This window comes from Streptomyces sp. Xyl84 (assembly GCF_059731885.1).
Window position 1 is genome coordinate 3,855,142 of the sequence record NZ_AP029182.1, and the last position, 20,250, is coordinate 3,875,391.

A 20,250-nucleotide genomic window follows, 5' to 3' on the forward strand; every position below is an offset into this window, starting at 1 on the left:
GGTGACGGTCGCGACGGTGCCTCGTCCGCCGGGACCGGGGGGCGTGGTGGTGCGTCCGCCGGGACAGGGTGTGTGGTCGTGCGCCGGTCCGGGCGAGGGTGTGTGGCGGTGCGTCAGTCCAGGCCGGGGTTCCGGTCGGGGTGTCCGGCGCGGGGGCCGGTGCCGTGGGCCTCCCCGTGCGGTACGCGCCGGAAGAGCAGATCGTTCACGACGTGGCCCTTGTCCAGGCCCTGGCCCTCGAAGCGGGTCAGCGGGCGGAAGGCCGGGCGGGGCGCGTAACCGCCGTCGGGCCGGGTGTTCGCGAAGGCGGGGTGCGCGCTCAGCACCTGAAGCATCTGTTCGGCGTACGGCTCCCAGTCGGTCGCGCAGTGCACGGTCGCGCCGGGCCTGAGCCGGGCGGCGGCCAGGGTCAGGAACTCCGGCTGGATCAGCCGCCGCTTGTGGTGCCGCTTCTTGGGCCACGGGTCGGGGAAGTAGACGCGCAGCCCGTCCAGGGAGTCGGGGGTGAGCATCTCGCGCAGCAGGATGATCGCGTCGCCGTTGGCGACCCGGACGTTGGTGAGCCCGCTCCGGTCGGCGAGGCTCAGCAGATTGCCCTGGCCGGGCGTGTGCACGTCGACGGCGAGGATGTTGGTGTCCGGGTCGGCGGCGGCCATCTGCGCGGTGGCCTCGCCCATGCCGAACCCGATCTCCAGGACGACGGGGCGGGCGTTGCCGAACAGCTCGGCCAGGTCGAGCACCCGCTGTCCGTCGATGTCCAGTCCCCACTGGGGCCACAGCCGCTGCAGCGCGTCCGCCTGCCCGGCGGTCACCCGGCTGCGGCGCGGCTGGAAGCTGCGGATCCGCCGCTCGAAGTGCGACCCGGCCGGGTCCGCCTGCGGCCCGTCGGGAAACCGCGGCTCTCCCTTGGCCCGGGTGTGCCGGACGGACACACCGGGGGCGTGCGGGGCAGTGGGGGTGTTCAAGGAGTCAGACACAGTGCGGTCCATTTTACGGGCCGGACGGCACGAGACGATGCCGAGCGACGCACCCGGTCTCACCGCCCGGCCCCCCGCCCCTCTCACGGCGGTGCCCCCCCGGACGCTCTCCTGGCCCGTCGGGCGGCCCGGCCCTCCGGCTCGGGCCGCCCCCGCTGTTCCGTCCGGCGCCCGCCCCGGACGCTCCCGGGGTCCCCGGCGGCCCCGGCCCTCCCGCTCGGGCCGCCCGCCCCCCACCGTCCCCCCGGGGGCGCCGCTCAGGGCCGCGTCCGGGCTCACCCCGTCGCCAGTGCGCGCAGCGCTCTGCGGGCCACCTCCCGCCCGATCGGCAGGGAGGCCGTCGCCGCCGGGGACGGCGCGTTGAGCACGTGCACGGCCCGCGCCCCCTCCCGGATGAGGAAGTCGTCCACCAGCGTCCCGTCCCGCAGGACGGCCTGCGCCCGTACGCCCGCGGGCGCGGGCACGAGGTCGCTCTCCTCGACGCAGGGCAGCAGCCTGCGCACCGCCTCGGTGAACGCCGCCCTGGACACCGACCGCCGCAGTTCCCCCGCTCCGTAGCGCCAGTGCCGGCGGGCGATCCGCCACGAGCCTGGCCAGGTCAGCGTTCCCGCCAGCTCGCGGGGGCGTACGACGCCCCACCCGTACCCCTCACGGGCCAGTGCCGGCACCGCGTTCGGACCGATGTGGACACCGCCGTCGATCCCGCGCGTGAGGTGCACGCCGAGGAACGGGAAGGCCGGATCGGGCACCGGATACACCAGCCCCCGTACCAGCTCCGGCCGCGCCAGCTCGTAGTACTCCCCGCGGAAGGGGACGATCCGCGCCTCCGGCTCGTCCCCGGTCAGCCGCGCCACCTCGTCGCAGTGCAGCCCCGCGCAGTTGACCAGCACGCGCGCGCGGACGACGTCGCCGCGGGCCGTCCGGACGGCCACGCCCCGGTCGGGCCGCCGGTCCACGCGCACGACCCGGGCGCCGTAACGGATCTCCGCGCCCGAGGCGGCCGCGAGCTGCCGGGCCACGCCCGTGTAGTCGCAGACGCCGGTCGTGCCCACGTGGATCGCGGCCAGGCCGCGCACCTCCGGCTCGTACTCCGCGATCTGGGCGGCGCCCAGCTCACGCACCGGTATGCCGTTCTCCCGGCCGCGCTGCACCAGGGCGTGCAGCCGGGGCAGCTCCTCGCGCCGGGTGGCGACGATCAGCTTGCCGGTGACGGCGTGCGCGATGCCGTACTCCGCGCAGAACTTGACCATCTCCGCGGCACCGCGCACCGCGTACCGCGCCTTGAGCGAGCCCGGCCGGTAGTAGATCCCGCTGTGGATCACCCCGCTGTTGCGTCCGGTCTGGTGGCGGGCCGGGCCCGGTTCCTTCTCCAGCACCGTCACCCGGGTGCCCGGCGCGGCGCGCGTGATCGCGTACGCCGTCGACAGGCCGACGATGCCGCCGCCGATCACCAGCGCATCGCAGTCGTGAGCGATCTCCCGCACCTGCTCCACCTCCCGGTTCCGATAGTGCACTGCGCCACTGACAATGCCTTCAAACCGGGAGCGGCCCGCCCGTGCGCCCCTTGTGTCCTCCCTGTGCCCGGCCGGCCCCGTCCCGCTCGGGCCGTGGTCCTCCGGTGGCCCGCTCGAACCGGCGGCCTCGGTGTCCCGCTCAGGCCGTGGTCATCAGGAGCGGTCTGGCCCGCTCGCGCAGCTCGACCACCCGCGGTTCGTCGCTGTAGGGCTCCAGCCGGTGCAGGAGGTCCCTGACGTACTCGGTGGTCCGGGCGGAGGAGATGCGCCCGGCGACCTCCACCGCCCGCACCCCCTGTTCGCAGGCCGCGTCGAGATTGCCCGACTCCAGTTCGGCGACCGCGGAGACCACCAGTCTCAGGCCGTGCGAGCGCACGAACTCCTCCGTCGGTTTCGACAGCGCCTGTTCGGTGAAGCGCCGGACCTGGCGGGGCGCCTTCAGATCGCGATAGCACTCGGCGGCGTCGGCGGCGAACCGGTCATAGCCGTAGAAACCGAGCCAGGTCGGGTCGTTGTCGCCCTCCCGGGACCGCTCCAGCCAGCCCTCGGCGGCCTTCAGGGCGGCGCCCGCCGCCTGGGCGTCGCCCGCGCGCGCGTGGGCACGTGCCTCGACCAGGTGGAAGAAGCTCATGGTGCGGGCCGTGGCCAGGCCGCGGTTGCGTTCCAGGGCGGCCTGCGCGAGATCGACGCCCTCGTCGCCGAAGCCCCGGTAGGTGGCCTGCAGGGACATCGACGCCAGGACGTATCCCCCCAGGGGCACGTCGGCCGCCGCGCGCGCGAGGCGCAGCGCCTGGATGTAGTACCGCTGGGCGGCCTCCTGCTGACCGGTGTCGAACGCCATCCAGCCGGCCAGCCGGGTCAGTTCGGCCGACGCGCCGAACAGCGCACGGCCGACCTCGTCGGAGTACGACCCGAGCAGGAGCGGCGCGGCCTCCACGCGTAAGCACTCGGGCACCATGGACGAACGCCAGTCGCCGCCTCCGTACTTGGAGTCCCAGCGCCTGGCGTCCTCGGCGGCCTCCCGCAGCTTCCGCACGTCACTGTGGCCGACTTTGACCGGTGCGCCCGAGCCCTCCGCCCCGCCCGCCTCGCGCGCCACCGAGCTGTCGGCCGGGGTTATCAGCCACCGGGAGGCCGGCGTCGCGTACGCGGTCACGGCGAACGATCCGGCCAGCGACTGCCAGATGCCGCCGGAGCCGGCCCGGCGGCCGGCGAGGTCGAGGCGGTACAGCTCCGTGGCCGCGCGCACGGCCTGGTCGACGTCCCTGGGGAAGGCGAGGCCCACCTCGGGTGCGGGATCCGCGTCCGCCAGGCCGATCTCGTGCAGCGGCACCGGGCGGCCGAGCTTCTGGCCGATGGCGGCCGCGATGAGATGCGGCGCCGCGCCCTGCGGCACCATCCCCTTGGAGACCCAGCGCGCCACGGAGGTCTTGTCGTAGCGGAGGGTCAACCCGCGTTGGGCGCCGAGGTCGTTGACGCGCCGCGCGAGTCCTGCGTTGCTGATTCCCGCGAGGGCGAGAACGGCGCCGAGTTTCTCGTTCGGCCCGCGTTGCTCCCTGGACATGCGCCACCCCTCGACACAGACGGCTGCCGCGCTGGCATAACCACGCGGCATTCGTAAACCCAGCGTAGTTCGCCGCATCCCAAGCGTTAAGGGGCATTCTTCCGGTTGGCGGGATTGTGGCCCGCACGGCCGTACGGGCCCTGCACGCACGGTGGCGACGTGCCCCCTGTGTGTGGTCGTGCGCCCGCCCGTGCGCTCTTCTCCGGCCATCCCGGGAGCGGTTCCATGGTCGGTGCGTGGGTCGGCCCGCTGTACTGGATCCAGTGGGCTGGGGGACACCGCCGCCTTCATCCCCGCGGGCGGCGGAAGGGTCCGGGAGGCCAACCGCGCCTCCCGGACCGCGCGTTGTCCGCGCCCTGCGCAGAGCGTGTACGGAGCGTGCACACGTCCGTCTCCGGCGCGCCGATTTGGCCGAAAGGCGCCCCTGCCTCCTGCTGCGAATTTCCGTCCCTACCACGGCAGTTGAGGGCGCGCGGGGTATCGCGGGGAGCGCATCAGGGGGCGCATTCAGGTCGCAGTCTCCCTGCCCCGTACGGGCGTTGGCCATCGGGCGGGCAGGCGCGCGAGGGCGCGCACGGTGCACCGAAGGCGGCTCCGCCTCCCCTCCGGTGCGCCGCCTTCGTGGCAGCATGGGACCCGGTTCGTGCGGTCCCGGGTCCGTGGAGGCGTCGATGCGGTGGTTGGTGGGATGGAGCAGCGCCGCCGCGGGCACCGCAGGGATCGGTGCGGCGGGCGCCACCGGGTACGACGGCGAGACCGTGCAGCCGGTGGGTTCCCAGCTCCTGTGGGGCGACCCGGACCCGCTGTGGGCGGTCGGTGACTGGCGCCCCGACGAGGTCCGGCTGGTACGGGCCGACGCCCAGACGCGGATCGCGGTGCTCGGCACCTGCGGAGCCTCCGACGAACAGCTGCGGGTCGGCCTGCTGGCCGCGCGCGGGGGCGCGCTGCGGCACCTGACCGCCTGGCCCGGCAGCTACACCGCCGTCGTCCAGGTGGGCCGCCGCCTGACCGTCTGCGGCGACCTCGCGGGCGCCCGCCCGGTGTTCCACACCCCCTGGGCGGGCGGCACGGCGTACGCGACGGCCGCGCTGCCGCTGGCCGACCTCGTCGAGGCCAACCTCGACTTCGGGCACCTCGCCGCCCTGCTCGCCGCCCCCGACGTCCCGGCCGCGCTGGACGACTCCACGCCGTACGAGGCCGTACGGCGCATTCCGCCGGGGCACGCGCTGATCCTGCGCGCCGGGGCGCGCGAGGTCGCGGGCTACGAGCCGGTCGCCTCCCTCGCCGTGGCCGCGCCCCCGGCGGACCCCGACAGCGCGGTCGGCGCCGTACGGGACGCCCTGGTCGAAGCCGTCCGCGCCCGCCTCTCCGCGCCCCGGCACGTACCGGAGATCGACCCCGGCCCGGTCCCGGGCATGGGCCCCGCCGAGCGCCGCGCGGCCCGTGGCATGCCGGTGCCCGGCATCGGCGCCGACCTGTCCGGCGGACCCGCCTCGGGCACCCTCGCCCTGCTGGCGGCGGGCCTGCCCGGCAACCCCGGCACCCTCCTGGGCCACGGCACCGGCGCCGGCGAGCGCCTGCTGGCCGTCACCTTCAACGACCTCGCCGTCGGCGGGCGCGAGGCCGAGCTGGAGCGGGCCGGAACCCTCGCGGCCAACCCCCGCCTGCACCACGTGGTGGTGGCCGGCGGTGACGAGGTACTGCCCTACGCCGACCTGGAGGGCCCGCTGACCGACGAGCCCGGCCCCTCGCTGGTGACCGCGGCACGGCACCGGGCCCGCCTGGCGTCGGGCAGCGCGGACCACTTCACCGGCCACGGCGCCCGCGAGGTCCTGGACGCGCACCCGGCCCGCCTGGCCGACCTCCTGATGGACCGCAAACGGCGCCACCTCGTCCGGCCGGTCGCCGCGCTCGCCAGGGCCGACGGGTCGGTGATGGTCCCCGCGCGCGTGTACAGCGCGGCGCGGCGGCTCGCGCGCACGCCGTACCGGGCCGGTCTGGAAGAGCTGGCCGAGCGGCTGCTCCAGCGCCGGTTCGAGGAGCCGGGCGGCGCGGTGGGCGCCTCGCTGGCCGCGCTCACCTGGGCCAGACCCGGTCCCGCGGCCCGCTGGCTGACCGGTGAGGCACTGGCTGAAGTATCGGTTCGCCTCCAAGGTGCGACGAACCGCTCGGGGGTCGGTCCCGGGCAGCGGCCGGGCGACTACCGCGCGCGGGCCGCCCTCGCCCGGCACGCCGCGGACCTGCGCGTCCTGGAGCAGGCCGCGGAGATCCGCTCCCAGCGGCTGCACACCCCCTTCCTCGACAACCAGGTCGTACGGGCCTGCCGCGCGCTGCCCGAGGCGCTGCGCGTGCGGCCGGGAGCCCGCGCGGCCATCCTGCGCACCGTCCTGGAGGGCGCCGGGGTGGGCGAGCTGCCCTCCGGCTGGGGCGCGCCCTCGCACGCCCCCGCCGCGTCCGCCGCGCGCGCGGGCCTGCGCGTGGCCGTGGACGACCTGATGGCCCTGTTCGCCACCCCCCTGCTCGCCGAGGCGGGCCTGGTGGAGGCGCGGGTGGTCCGCAAGGCCCTGCGCGCGGCGGCCCAGGGCGAACCGCTGCCCCTGGACGGCCTGGCGGACCTGGTCTCCCTGGAGATGTGGCTGCGCCGCCTGCTGGCCCGCCGCGGCACCTGCTGGACGGGCACCCCCGCCCGCTCGCGCGCGGTACCGGCGGGCATCGTCCCCCAGCGCGGAGCACTGGCGTCCGGGGCGTGAGGCGGCGACCGGGGCGGTGCGGGGCCCGGGTGCGACGCGCGGGTGGTGTCCGTGGGGGTCGGGTGGTGGCCCTGGTGCGTTGTGCGGGTGCGTGCCGTGGTGGTGCGGTGGCCCTGGTGCGTTGTGCGGGTGCGTGCCGTGGTGGTGCGGTGGCCCTGGTGCGTTGTACGGGTGCGTGCCGTGGTGGTGCGGTGGCCCTGGTGCGTTGTGCGGGTGCGCGCAAGGGTGGTGTGGTGGCCGGGGTGCGATGTGCCGGTGTGTGCCGTGGCGGTGCGGTGGGCGGCGGCCGCGGCGCGGGCGGGCTCGGCGGGCAGCCGGTGGTGCCGGGCGCGTAGCCGCCGAGCGCGGCCGGCCGTGCCGGGCCGCCCGGGGACAAACCCGGTGCCCCACTTCCCGCCCCCGGCGACAATGGGCCGGTGCAGTACAGAATTCTCGGTGTCACCCGGGCGGAGGACGGCCGGGGTGTCGCCGTACCCGTGGGCGGTCCCCGGCTGCGGGCCCTGCTCACCGCCCTCGCCCTGCGGCCCGGCCGGGTCACCGGCCCGGACGTCCTGATCGACGAGGTGTGGGGTGAGGCCCCGCCGCAGAACGCCCCCGCCGCGCTCCAGGCCCTGGTGGGCCGCCTGCGCCGCGCCCTCGGCAAGGACGCCGTCCGCTCCGAGCCGGGCGGCTACCGGCTCGCCGTGGCACCGGAGGACGTCGACCTCTTCGCCTTCGAACGGCTCGTACGGCAGGGCACCGCCGCCCTCGCCCGCCACGACGCGTCCGCCGCGGACCGTCACCTGGACGACGCCCTCGCCCTGTGGCACGGCCCCGCCCTGGCCGACCTGCCCGACCGGACGGCCGCCGCCCGCCCGGAGAGCCTGCGCCTGGAGGCGCTGCGGGCCCGCGCGGACGCGCGGCTGCGCCTGGGCCGCGCCGTGGACGTCGTCCCGGAACTCACGGAACTGACCACCGCGCACCCGTACGACGAGACGCTGCACGCCCTTCTCGTCCGCGCCCTGCGCGACAGCGGCCGCGGCGCCGACGCCCTCGCCGCCTACGAGCGGGTCCGCCGCGCCCTCGCCGACGGCCTGGGCACCGATCCGGGGCCTGAACTGCGCGCCCTGCACGCCGATCTGCTCACCCCGGCGACCGCGACCGCCTCCCCCGGCCCGGCGGCAGAACCGTTTCCGGGCCCGCCCCGGATCCCGCCCCAGGAACCGCCCCGAGACGCGCGGCCGGCCCCGTACCACGCCCACCGGCCGCCCGGACGGACCGGCAACCTCCGTCCGCGTCTCACCTCTTTCGTGGGCCGGGAACCCGAACTCGCCGCCATCCGTTCCGATCTGCGCAGGGCCCGCCTCGTCACCCTCACCGGACCGGGCGGCTCCGGCAAGACCCGCCTCGCCGAGGAAGCCGCCGCCGGGCTTCCCCAGGCCTGGCTGGTCGAGCTGGCGCCGCTGGACCGCCCCGAGGCGGTGCCGGGCGCGGTGGTCAGCGCCCTCGGTCTGCGCGAGACCGTACTGATGACCAACGAGCTGGTCACCCCGCAGAGCGACCCGGTGGCCCTGCTCGTCGAGTACTGCGCACCGCGCAGCGAACTCCTGATCCTCGACAACTGCGAACACCTCATCGACGAGACGGCCCGCCTCGTCGAAGTCCTTCTCACCCGCTGTCCCGGGCTCACGGTCCTCGCCACCAGCCGGGAACCGCTGGGTGTGCCGGGCGAGCTGGTGCGTCCGGTCGAGCCCCTGGTCCCCGACCAGGCGCACCGCCTCTTCGCCGAGCGTGCCGCCGCCGCCCGCCCCGACGCGGCCGAGGTGCTCGGCGACAAGGAGGCCGTCGCCGAGATCTGCCGCCGTCTCGACGGCCTGCCCCTGGCCATCGAGCTGGCCGCCGCCCGGCTGCGGATGCTCACCCCCCGGCAGATCGCCGACCGGCTCGACGACCGCTTCCGGCTGCTCACCGCCGGCAGCCGCACAGCCCTGCCCCGCCAGCAGACGCTGCGGGCCGTCGTCGACTGGTCGTGGGACCTGCTCGACGAGGGGGAGCGGACCATGCTGCGCGAGGCGTCCGTCTTCGCGGGCGGCTGGGACCTCGCCGCCGCCGAGGCGGTGTGCGGCGGCCCCGCCGCCGACCTCGTCGGCGCGCTCGTCGACAAGTCCCTGGTCGTCGCCGCCCCGGCCGCCGACGGCGGCATGCGGTACCGGATGCTGGAGACCATCCACGAGTACGCCACCGAGCGTGCCGCGGAGGTGCCCGGCCTGCGTGCGGCCGCCGAGCGGCGGCACGGCGCGTGGGCGCACGCCCTGGTCCGGGCGGCCGAGCCGCAGCTCCGCTCGGCCAGGCAACTGCCCTGGATCGCCCGTCTGGAGACCGAGCTGGACAACATCAGGGCGGCCCTGGACCGCGCGCTCGCCGCCGGGGACGAGCAGCGGGCGGGCGAGATCGCCCTCGGCATGGGCTGGTTCTGGTGGCTGCGCAACTACCGCCGCGAGGCCATGCAGTGGTTCCGCCGCGTGCTGTGCCTGGGCGCCGCCCTCGACGCCGCCGCCCGCCGGGCGGACGGCGGCGGGCAGACCGACGGCACCGCCCCCCCGCCCGGGGCCGACGGCTTCGACCCCTTCGACGCCCTCCTGGCCGCCCCGGACGGTGAGGTGAACCACCCGCTGCACGAGCTGCGCATGGACCTGCGGATGCTCCACCTGTTCCTGGCCTCGGAGACGGAGCCGGGGGACGTGGCGCGCGACGAGCGGACCCTGCGCTACGTCTCCCTGGTCCGTGCCTCCTTCGAGGGCGGCGGACCCCGGGCGGCCCGGATGCCCGGCCTCATCTGGCCGCTGACCGCCTACCTGTACAGCAGTGCCGACGACATCCGCCCCACCATGGACACGGCCGTCGCCAACTGCCGGGCGTACGGCGGTGACTGGGAGGTCGGCGTCGCCCTGATGTTCCGTACGCACATGGTCGTCGACTCGCCCGGCAACCTGCGCGGCGTCGACGAAGACCTGGTGCAGCTGCGGCGGATCAGCCGCAGCGTGGGCGACCGCTGGATGCGGGCGCAGGTGTGCAGCGCGGCCGGGGAGGCGGCCATGGCCCGCGGCCGGCTGCGGGAGGCACACGCCGAGTACGAGGAGGCGCTGCGGCTCGCCCACGAGGTGGGCGCCTACGCCGAGACACCGTTCCTGGTCGCCCGGCTCGCCGAGATCGCCTACCGCTCGGGTGACCGGGCCGGTGCCCTGAAAGCCCTGGACGAGGCGAGCGAGGCGGCCGAGCAGTACCGGGTCGCGGACTCCCAGGCCTTCGTCCTGCTCCTGCGCGCCCATCTCGCCCTGGACGACGGGGACCTGGCCGCCGCGCGGGTCCTGTGCGACGGGGCACGCGAGGAGAGCCGGCGCGGCAGTCCGCCCCCGCAGTTCGAGGCACTGCTGAACGCGATGGACGCTCTCGTCACGGCGGGCGAGCACGGTCCGCGGCACGGGCTTCCGCCGCTGACCGAGGCACTGCGCACAGCCGTCGGGCAGCGCTGTTCGGAGGTGGTGACGGCCGCGCTCGTGTACGGCGCGGCCGACCTGCTCGCCCGGCTCGGCGAGGTGACGTGCGCGATGCGGCTGCTGGCCGCCGCGGACCACTGGCGTGACGGCCATCCCCGTCCGTTGCCCGAGCGCGCGGCGGCGGAGCGCGCCGAGGCCGCCGCCCGAGCGGCGCTGCCCGCCGACCGGCTGGCCGCGGAGCGCGCCCGGGGCGCCTCGCTCACCCCGGACGGTGTCCTGGCCGAACTCGACCGGGCCGTCCGGGCCCACCCGGCTCCTCGTGGGTGAACCGGCTCCTCACGGATGAGCCCGCTACCCGCAGGTGAACCGTGACTCGGCCCAGTCAGCGAGGGTGACCGCGTCGAAGGCGCTGCGCGGCTGGACGACCAGCTGCACGGTCCGCCGTCCGGTGAGACCCACATGGACCGGGACGGCGGTCTCCCCGCCGGCGACCGTGCCGGAGTCCCACAGCCGGACCCCGTCCGCGTACACGGAGAAGGTGACCGCGCCCAGCCCGGCCGCCAGGTCGTCGACCCCGGCCACGGCGTCGTAGGCGGAGCACGCGCGGTTGAGGTCGACGGTGACCGAGGACTCGCCGTGGACGCTCACCCCGTGCGGGTACCGCCTGCCCGCGATCGACACACCGTCGCGCTGCCACACCCAGCTGCTCCGGCCGATCCGCATCTCCGGGCCGGTGCCGTCGCCGGTGAGGTCGTAGTCCAGCTCGCTCCACCGGTAGACGGACGGAGCGGGCGGCGGGGTCGGCGTGGGCGTCGGGGCCGGTGGGGGAGTCGGGGCCGGGGTGGGTTCCGGAGTGGGCCGCGGTGACGGCTCGGGTGTCCGGGTGGGCGTGGGAGTGGGGGACGGCCGGGGGGCGGGACGGGCCGCGGTGGCCCGCACCGGCGGTTTCCGGCTGGGCGTGGGACGGGGCGCCGGCCGCGGTGGTGGGGGCGTCGGCGGCTGCGGTTCGACGACCGGGGCCGGCGGCGGGGCCGCCGCGGGTTTCCCGGCCGGGGCGTCCTGCCCCGTCAGGGCCAAGGCGAGCGCCGCGGCGGCCACGGCGACGACCCCGGCCGCGATGCCGGCCTTCACCGGCGCGCCGAGTCCCTCGGAGACCGCCGCGCCCCCCGCGGCGCCCGCGCTTCCGGCGGAGCCGCCCCCGGCCGCGCCGGCCGACGCGCCTCCCGCGCCCCCGGCGGCCGCGGCCGCCCCCGCGGCACCCGCCGCTCCCGCGCCGCCCGCCAGGAGACCGAGCGCCTTGGCGTACCCGGCGGCGCCGAACCAGCCGATGACGGCGACCGGGACGACCGCGGGGATACCGCTCGCGACCTCCTCGATCTGCACGGCCGCCAGCCGGCACCGGGCACACTCCTCCAGGTGCTTGCGCAGCCCCCGTTCGGCACGGGTACGCAGCTTGCGCCGGGCGTAGCCGCCGAGCTGGTCGGCGTAGCGGGCGCACTCCTCGTCGTCGGTCAGGGCCGTGCTCACATGGGCCTGGAGATAGGCCTGCTTCAGACCCTCGCGGGCCCGGCTGGCCAGGACCCGGGTGCCGTTGGCGTCCAGGCCGAACAGCGTGGCGACCTCGCTCGGCGACTCGTCCTCGACCTCGGTGTGCCACAGCACGGCCTGCCACCGTTCGGGCAGCGAGCGGAAGGCCCGCATGGCCATCGACTGATCGGCCTCCCGCATCGCCCGTACGTCCGCGCCCAGGTCCAGGCCCGCCCCGAAGGAGCCGAGGGAGGCCGGGTCGTCGGACGCCTCGGAGGTCCGGGCCGCCTGCGCGGCGAACACGGCGAAGTCGTCCACCAGCTGCTCGCGCCGGGCCGTCTTCGTCCAGCGCGCGGCGACCCGCCGGACGCTGGTGAGCAGGTAGGCGCGTACGGCGTGTCCGGGCCCGGAGCCGCCGCGCACGGCCTGGAGCATCGCGGCGAACACCTCGGCGGTGAGGTCGTCGGCGGTGTCGGCGTCCCGGCAGCAGGTGCGGGCGTAGCGGCGTACGGCATCGGCGTGGCGCCGGTACAGGTCCTCGTACGCCGTGTCGTCACCCGCGCGCATCCGGGCGATCAGCTCGGCGTCGGACGGCGGCACCTCCCGCGGCGGCGGAAGCACGCTGTCCTCACGCCACTCGCGCTGCGCCGGCACCCCGGTCTCGGCCGCACCCTCCCACAGCCCCGCCGCTCCGCTCCCCACGGCCCGCGGTCCGGCCGGGCCGCCCGCGTCGGCCCGGCCGCCCGCCGGTCCGCCCCCGGCCGGGGCGTCCCGCGGCCCCGCAGCGCCGTCCACGCCCGCCGGATCGTCCGCCTCCTCCGGACCCGCCGAGCCCGCCCCGGACGGCGCCTCGTCACACAGGACGGCATCGGGCAGCGCTCCGTCGGTCAGTACCGCGTCGGCCGGAACCGTCTCGGCCGGAACGCCGTAGGTCGCAGCCCCCTCGGTCGGAGCCCCCTCGGCCGGGAGTCCATCGAACGGAGCCTCCCCGCGCGGACCCTCGCCATCCCGAGCCTCGTCGTACCGGCCCTCACCACCCCGGCCCTCACCACCCCGCGCCTCGCCGCAGCGAACTTCATCGCACGGGACTCCATCCCAGGGGACGTCCTCGCACGGGATGCCGTCGCCCGGGACGTCGGCCGGTCCGCCCTGGCGCGGTACCTGGGGCGGGCGCGGCCCCCCGGCGCCCGCCCCGTCGTCACCGACCGACTCACCACGTCCGTCAACGCCCATCGCCGATAGCCCCCGCCGCCAGCTCAGCCGACCCGATCATCGGGTCAGCGTGCCACAACGGTTCCCCGCCGGGACTCCGCGGAAAGGATCCTCCACCCGTCCGTGGGGACTTGCCGCCACGGGGAATCGGCGTCACTCGTACGGGGCATGCTCCACGGAATCGCCCCGGCGCGCGCCCCGGCTCACGCCGGCCGCGAGCGCAACCCCTCCAGCAGAATGTCCAGCAGCCGCGCCGAGGCCGCCGCCTGCTGCGCCGGGTCCGGGAGCGAGGGCGCCGCCGTGGCGATGACGAGCAGGACGTCCGACACCGACACGTCGGTCCGCAGCTCGCCCGCCGCCCGCGCCCGTTCCACGAGCCGGCCCACGACCTCCAGCAGCTCCGCCGCCCCGGTGTCGTCCACCACCTCCGGTGCGGGCGCGGGAGCCTGGTCGGGCACCAGCCGCAGCTCACCGGCGCCCGGCTCGGTCCGCTGCTGCGGCACCCGCCTGCCGTCCGCCCCGGCCCCGTCCTGCTCCTCGGCGACCCCCACCCGCAGCACCTGCGGCGGCAGCAGCCGCCCGGCGCCGGACGCCACCGACGTCCGCAGGAAGCGGGAGAGCGCCGACCACGGCTCGTCCTCCTGGCCCAGCGCGGCCCGGGCCTGGTCGGTCAGCCGGGACGTCTCCTCCTCGGCTATCCGCCGTACCAGGACGTCCTTGCTCGGGAAGCGCCGGTACACCGTGCCGACCCCGACCCGGGCGCGCCGCGCCACGTCCTCCATCGGCGCGCCGTAGCCCAGCTCGCCGAAGACCTCGCGTGCCGCCCGCAGCACGTGCTCCAGGTTGCGCTGCGCGTCCACCCGCAGCGGTGTGGTCCGCACCGACCGGGACTCCTCCCCGCGCCCGCCGACCGCCGCCGTGCCCGTCGCCCCGCCACCGGCTGCGACGGCGGACGCGGTGGACCAATGAGTGTCCTGAATGTGCATAGCTGATCCCCCGGTGATGACGTCTCCCCCCGGAGACTTTCCCCGCCACTGAATGCGGTGTGCACCCAACGGGGATCGCGCACGACCGAGCCCGCCCTGCGAGATCCGGTGGGACCCGCGGACCCGTTCGACCACATCCCCTACACCCCGTCGACACACGAACATAGTTGAGAGGGAGTCAATTCAGAAGGGGCAGTTCCGCACGGAACGCCCCCCGATCGGAGTACGAGCCCTCCAGGTACGCGCCACGGCCCTCCCCGGGCCCCCGATCATCCCCGCTGACCTGCGTGCCTGCCCTCGCCCCCGGCGATCCGGCCAATCCCGCCCCGCACCGCCCGGCGGTCACACAAATCGCCGGGGCTGTGGACAAACGAGAGTCACGGGTGCGTCATGGGATGGTGAAGGAACGTGCGCGCATTCTCGTTGTCGGCGGCGGCTACGTCGGGATGTACACGGCCCTGCGTCTGCAGCGGCGGATGAAACAGGAGCTGAGGCGCGGCGAGGTGGAGATCACCGTCGTCACCCCCGATCCCTATATGACGTACCAGCCGTTCCTGCCCGAGGCGGCGGCCGGCGCGATCTCCCCGCGACACGTCGTCGTACCGCTGCGCCGCGTCCTGGACCGGTGCCGTGTCATCGCCGGCGAGGTCAAGGCCGTCGACCACGCGCACCGCGCCGTCACCCTCACCACCCTCGCCACCGAGGAGAGCGGCGGCACCGAACGCCTCACCTACGACGAACTCGTCCTCGCGCCCGGCTCCGTCTCGCGCACCCTGCCCATCCCCGGCCTCCTCGACCACGGCATCGGCTTCAAGACCGTCGAGGAGGCCATCGGCCTGCGCAACCACGTCATCGAACAGATGGACATCGCCTCCTCCACCCGCGACCCCGCGATCCGGGACGCCGCCCTGACCTTCGTCTTCGTCGGCGGCGGGTACGCCGGGGTGGAAGCGCTCGGCGAACTGGAGGACATGGCCCGCTACGCCGCCCGCTACTACCACAACATCCGGCCCGAGGACATGAAGTGGATCCTCGTCGAGGCCTCCGACCGGATCCTGCCCGAGGTCGGTGAGGAGATGGGCGGCTACACCGTCACCGAACTGCGCCGCCGCAACATCCAGGTGCTCCTGCGCACCCGCCTGGAGTCGTGCGCCGGCCGCGTCGCGGTCCTCAGCGACGGCCAGCGCTTCCCCACCCGCACGGTCGTGTGGACCGCCGGCGTCAAACCGCACCCCCTGCTGGCCAACACCGACCTGCCGCTAGACGGCCGCGGCCGCCTGAAGTGCACCGCCGAACTGACCGTCGACGGCGTCGCGCACGCCTGGGCCGCCGGAGACGCCGCCGCCGTCCCCGACCTCACCGCCGCCGAACCCGGCAAGGAGACCGCGCCCAACGCCCAGCACGCCGTGCGCCAGGCCAAGGTCCTCGGCGACAACCTCGCCCGCTCCCTGCGCGGCGAACCCCTGCGAACCTACGAGCACGCCTACGCCGGCTCCGTCGCCTCCCTCGGACTGCACAAGGGCGTCGCCCAGGTCTACGGACGCAGACTGAAGGGCTACCCGGCCTGGTTCATGCACCGTGCCTACCACCTCAGCAGGGTCCCCACCTTCAACCGCAAGGCCAAGGTCCTCGCGGAGTGGACCCTGGCCGGACTCTTCAAACGGGAGATCGTCTCCCTCGGCTCGCTGGAACATCCCCGCGCCGAGTTCGAACTCGCGGCCGGTGGAAAGCATCCTCTCGACCCGAACATCAACCCGAAAGGGTCGTCCTGACCGGAGAGGGGAACTCCGCCGGACGCCCCGGCGTCCCACGGATGCCGGTACGCGGCGGCCGCACTGCCAGACTGGTCCACGACCGGAGGCGGACAGCCGCCCGCCCCGGCCGCCGACGACGCCCGGACACCGTGCCGCACCCCGGCACCCGAGGGAAAGGTGCGGCCACCACCGCGCGGCCCCGCACCCCGGCCGGGCCCGGAGCCGGCCCGACACGACTGACACGAGGCAAGGATTCGTGAACTTCACGCGCTGGAGCGCCCGGCTCCCCCCGATCCCCGGAACGCAGCGCCGCGCCGCAGCGCGGACCGACCTCGCGACCGCTGCGGACCGGCGGGGCGACGGCTCCGTCCCCGCCGCCCGCGCCGAACAACTGGCCGACGGCAGGGCGCCCGTACCCGCCGTGGACGCACTCCCCGCCCGCGAGGTCCTCGACCGCGTCCCGGCCCTCGTCGCCCTGGTCCACGGCGGCGACCACCGCCTCGCCTACCTCAACGACGCCTACACCGCGGCCTTCGGCGCCCGCCCGCTCGGCGAACCCGCCCGCGACGCCCTGCCCGAACTGCGCGAACTGGGCCTGCTCCCCCTCCTCGACCAGGTGCTGCGCAGCGGCAGACCCCGCACCCTGAAGTCCCGCAAGGCCCCCGACGGCCGGTCCTACACCTTCACCTGCACCCCGGTCACCGAACCCGAGCGCGGCGAGGCCGCCGCCGGCCAGGGCCGCGCGGGCGTGCTCGTCTTCGCCACCGACGTCACCGACCACGCCGAGGCCGCCGACCGCCTGCGCGCCAGCGAACGCCGCCAGCGCGAGACCGCCGTCACCCTCCAGCGCTCCCTCCTCCCCCAGGTCCTCGAACAACCCGACGACCTGCGCATCGCCGCCACCTACCAGCCCGGCGGCACCGAAGCCGCCGTCGGCGGCGACTGGTACGACGTCATCACCCTCGGCGGCGGACGCACCGCCCTCGTCATCGGCGACGTCATGGGCCGCGGGGTCCGCGCCGCCGCGGTCATGGGCCAGCTCCGCACCGCGGTGCGCGCCTACGCCCGCATGGACCTCCCGCCCCACGAGATCCTCCAGCTCCTCGACGGCCTCGCCGCAGAGATCGACGCCAACCAGATCGCCACCTGCGTGTACGCCGTCCACGACCCCAACGAGGGCCGGCTCGTGTACTCCTCCGCCGGGCACCTGCCGATCCTGGTCCGCGACGAGACGGGCACCGTCGTCCGCGCCGACGAACCCACCGGCCCGCCCCTGGGCACCGGCGGCTGGATGCACGCCTCCGGCTCGGTCCCCCTGACCCCCGGATCCACCGCGGTCCTCTACACCGACGGCCTGGTCGAGCGCCGCGACCAGGACCTCGACGAGGGCATCGCCGCCCTGGAACGCGCCCTGGCCGGAGCCACCGGCACCCCCCAGGTCGTCTGCGACCGCCTGGTCCGCTCCGCCGGCGTCCAGGCCGACCACTACGACGACGTGGCCGTCCTCGTCCTCCAGCACCCCGCCCGCACCGGCCCCGAGGGCGAACTCTTCCGCAACGCCGCCCTGGAACTCCTCGGCGGTGTGGAAGCCGCCCCCCGCGCGCGTGCCTTCGCCTCGGGCGTCCTCACCAGCTGGCGCTTCCCGCCCGAACTGCACGACGCGGGCGTCCTCGCGGCCAGCGAACTCGTCGCCAACTCCCTCCAGCACGGCACACCCCCGATGCGCCTGCGCCTGCGCCGCACCGACCGCCGCCTCATCGTCGAGGTCACCGACGGCGACGACCACCTGCCCAGACGCCGCCGCGCCGAACCCGCCGACGAATCGGGCCGGGGCATCGCCATCGTCGCCACCATCGCCGCCCACTGGGGCGCCCGCCGCACCCCGGACGGCGGAAAGGCCGTCTGGTGCGAGTTCACCCTGCCCCCCGGACGGCCGTAGCCGCACCCCGGCCGTCGACCCGCCGCGGCGCAGCGGTACGACGAGGCGGCCGTCGCCCGAAGACGACGGCCGCCCCGCACCCGGTCACGCCTTGGCGGTCACCGGCTCGTGAGCGGACCCGCCACGCGCCACCACCCGGCTGCGCGCACCCCAGGGATGATCCTGGACGGCGCTGAGCCCACGCCCCAGCCGCAGCGCGAGCACGCTGATCCCCAGCGAGAACAGCAGGAACGTCACCACGTACGGCCCCGGCAGCGACGCCGCCAGCGGACCGCCCACCGCCGGACCGACCGCCAGCGCGAGCTGCTTCACCAGAGCGAAGGCCGAGTTGTACTGCCCCGCCATCCCCTCCGGAGCCAGGTCGGCCACCAGCGGCGCCAGCGTCGGCGACAGCATCGCCTCACCCAGACCGAACAGGGCGTACGTCGACACGAACGCCGCCGTCGCCATGGTCTGGCTGCCGTGCCCGAGGCCCGCGTACGCCGCCGCGGCCCAGGCCACCGCCCAGATCACGCCGACCGCCGCGATCACCCGGGAGCGCCGCCGCCGCTCCACGAACTTCAGCACGGCGAACTGCGCCACCACGATCATCAGCGTGTTCGCCGCCAGCGCCGTGCCCAGAGCAGACGTCGAGATCCCGGCGGCCTCCACGCCGTACGCGCTCAGGCCCGACTCGAACTGCCCGTAGCACGCGAAGAAGAGCACGAAGCCCAGGACGCACAGCTGCACCATCGCCCGGTTGGCGAGCAACTGCCGCCAGCCGCTCCGGCCCGCCGCCGCCCCGGCCGCCTGCCGAGCCCCCGCCACGCGCGGGGCACGCGGCATCCGCACGGTCGCCATCAGCGCGACGAGCAGCAGGAAGACCGCCGCCTCGATCGCGAACAGCAGGGTGAAGGAGGAGACCCGCGAGGTGTCGACGAGGTGCCCGCCTATGAGGCCGCCGACACCGAGCCCCAGGTTCTGCAGGAAGAACTGCATCGCGAAGGCCCGCGACCGCGTCTCCGTCTCCGAGCAGTCCACGATCATCGTCGCCAGCGCGGGCTGCATCACCGCCTGCCCGGCCCCCAGCGCCGCGGCCGACAGCAGGACGGCCGCCGCCCTGCCCGCCAGCCCGAGGCTCAGCGCCCCGAGGGCGGCCGTGACCAGGGCGGCGAGCAGGACCGGCAGCGGGCCGCGCCGCACGATCGCCCGGCCGGCGAACGGCAGCACGATCAGCGCGGCCACGGCGAAGACGGCGAGTACGAGCCCCGCCGTCATGGCCCCCAGACCCCGCACCTGCGCCACATAGACGTACAGGTAGGGGACGGTGAAGCCGAGCCCGAACGCGCTGAGTGCGTTGCCCACGTGGATCCGGCGCATCGCTGCGCCCATCGCCCTGGTCACGTTCACCTCTCTCAAACAGAAGGACGGTCATCGAGTCCTTGAAGCGATCAGTAGTTAGATCTGAAGACTTCGACTCTAAAGTTCGAAGCTAAAGAGTACACCTGGAAGGACTTCAACGCCAAGGCGGTCCGTGCGATACTGCGGACATGGGCGACACCCCCGGCATCGGCAGCGAGCCGACCCTCGAAGAGCAGATCGCCGCCTACCAGCGCGAGTTCCAGGACCTCGACCCCCAGGTCGAGAAGATCGTCTCGGCGCTGTCCCGCCTCAACCGCAGGATGAACGTCGCGTACGGCCGGCAGACCGCTGAGCTGGGTATCAGCAACGCCGAGTGGGAGGTGCTCAAGGCCCTGGTCCTGTCCGGGGCGCCCTACCGCCTGGGCCCGAGCGACCTCGCCAAGCGACTCGGCCTCACCCCGGCCGCGATGACCCACCGGATCGACCGCATGGTCGGTGAGGGCCTGGTCACCCGTGAGCGCGACGAGAACAACAGGGTCCGCGTGATCGTGGAGCTGACACCCGAGGGCCGGGAGAAGTGGATGGAGGCCATGCGCCTCGCCACCGTCTTCGAGGGCGACCTCCTCCAGGACCTCACCCCGGCCGAGCGAGCGGTCCTCGGCGAGGTCCTGACCCGCCTGCTGCGCAGGGTGGAGCACGCCCAGCCGGACGCCGGCGGACGTCTCAGCGACCTCGACTAAAAGATCTTGACAGAGGGTCCTTGACACGCTTCTGCCGGATCCGTAAGGTTCTTCGGGTTGCCACGGAGCCGTGACGGTTCCCCGGCAGCACCTCCGCCGCATCTGCGGCACTCACACCATCAGCACGATCTCCCGTCCGGGTTGATTTCGGCGTGCCCGAATTCAATTCGAATGGAACTCGTCGACTCCCGCCGGATCCGCCAAGGGACCGATTGGGAATCACGACGAGGATCCGCTAAGGTTTGAGACGTCGGAACGGCCCAAGGGCCGGGAAGACGAACCCCGCTGACTGGGGGTCAGGCCGAAAAGGATCTGATAGAGTCGGAACCGCCGGAAAGGGAAACGCGAAGCGAAAGCGGAGCGGGAACCTGGAAAGCACCGAGGAAATCGGATCGGAAAGATCTGATAGAGTCGGAAACGCAAGACCGAAGGGAAGCGCCCGGAGGAAAGCCCGAGAGGGTGAGTACAAA

11 protein-coding genes are annotated in these 20,250 nt (G+C 75.0%); 5 read left to right on the forward strand and 6 right to left on the reverse strand.

The window, feature by feature from the left end:
- Window positions 1–113: 113 nt before the first annotated feature.
- The 3 genes from trmB to AC6I72_RS16775 all read right to left on the reverse strand — a co-directional run bounded on the left by trmB (window position 114) and on the right by AC6I72_RS16775 (window position 4,055).
- On the reverse strand, window positions 114–977 hold the full coding sequence (trmB, locus tag AC6I72_RS16765; protein ID WP_498001645.1) for a tRNA (guanosine(46)-N7)-methyltransferase TrmB: 864 nt from the start codon (window positions 975–977) through the stop codon (window positions 114–116).
- A 275-nt stretch (window positions 978–1,252) separates the two neighbouring features.
- Entirely contained in the window at window positions 1,253–2,470 is a 1,218-nt protein-coding gene (lhgD, locus tag AC6I72_RS16770; protein ID WP_498004714.1) for an L-2-hydroxyglutarate dehydrogenase, read from the reverse strand.
- A 160-nt stretch (window positions 2,471–2,630) separates the two neighbouring features.
- Window positions 2,631–4,055: an NsdA family TPR-like regulatory protein gene (locus AC6I72_RS16775; protein ID WP_366727506.1), complete on the reverse strand. Its 1,425-nt coding sequence runs from the start codon at window positions 4,053–4,055 to the stop codon at window positions 2,631–2,633.
- A gap of 671 nt (window positions 4,056–4,726) precedes the next feature.
- Between AC6I72_RS16775 and AC6I72_RS16780 the strand changes: the two genes are divergently transcribed.
- Both AC6I72_RS16780 and AC6I72_RS16785 read left to right on the forward strand, forming a co-directional pair.
- Window positions 4,727–6,805, forward strand: a complete 2,079-nt coding sequence (locus AC6I72_RS16780; protein WP_498001646.1) for an asparagine synthase-related protein — start codon at window positions 4,727–4,729, stop codon at window positions 6,803–6,805.
- Between the two features lie 416 nt (window positions 6,806–7,221).
- Window positions 7,222–10,608, forward strand: a complete 3,387-nt coding sequence (locus tag AC6I72_RS16785; protein WP_498001647.1) for an AfsR/SARP family transcriptional regulator — start codon at window positions 7,222–7,224, stop codon at window positions 10,606–10,608.
- A gap of 24 nt (window positions 10,609–10,632) precedes the next feature.
- Here the strand turns inward: AC6I72_RS16785 and AC6I72_RS16790 are convergent, their stop codons facing one another.
- Together AC6I72_RS16790 and AC6I72_RS16795 are read right to left on the reverse strand one after the other, a co-directional pair.
- Window positions 10,633–12,603: a sigma-70 family RNA polymerase sigma factor gene (locus tag AC6I72_RS16790; RefSeq protein ID WP_498001649.1), complete on the reverse strand. Its 1,971-nt coding sequence runs from the start codon at window positions 12,601–12,603 to the stop codon at window positions 10,633–10,635.
- Window positions 12,604–13,223: 620 nt separating this feature from the next.
- Complete coding sequence (locus AC6I72_RS16795) at window positions 13,224–14,006, reverse strand: TetR/AcrR family transcriptional regulator (protein WP_498001650.1); 783 nt, start codon at window positions 14,004–14,006, stop codon at window positions 13,224–13,226.
- A 395-nt stretch (window positions 14,007–14,401) separates the two neighbouring features.
- Between AC6I72_RS16795 and AC6I72_RS16800 the strand changes: the two genes are divergently transcribed.
- Complete coding sequence (locus AC6I72_RS16800) at window positions 14,402–15,778, forward strand: NAD(P)/FAD-dependent oxidoreductase (protein WP_498001651.1); 1,377 nt, start codon at window positions 14,402–14,404, stop codon at window positions 15,776–15,778.
- Window positions 15,779–16,016: 238 nt separating this feature from the next.
- Entirely contained in the window at window positions 16,017–17,699 is a 1,683-nt protein-coding gene (locus AC6I72_RS16805) for an ATP-binding SpoIIE family protein phosphatase (RefSeq protein ID WP_498001652.1), read from the forward strand.
- Window positions 17,700–17,783: 84 nt separating this feature from the next.
- On the opposite strand, the gene AC6I72_RS16810 is transcribed toward AC6I72_RS16805, so the two are convergent.
- The gene (locus AC6I72_RS16810; protein WP_498004715.1) at window positions 17,784–19,070 is read right to left on the reverse strand and encodes an MFS transporter; all 1,287 of its coding nucleotides are present in this window, start codon (window positions 19,068–19,070) and stop codon (window positions 17,784–17,786) included.
- Window positions 19,071–19,228: 158 nt separating this feature from the next.
- Here AC6I72_RS16810 and AC6I72_RS16815 point away from each other — a divergent pair, with 158 nt between their 5' ends.
- Window positions 19,229–19,780, forward strand: a complete 552-nt coding sequence (locus AC6I72_RS16815; protein WP_037864485.1) for a MarR family winged helix-turn-helix transcriptional regulator — start codon at window positions 19,229–19,231, stop codon at window positions 19,778–19,780.
- Window positions 19,781–20,250: the final 470 nt, after the last annotated feature.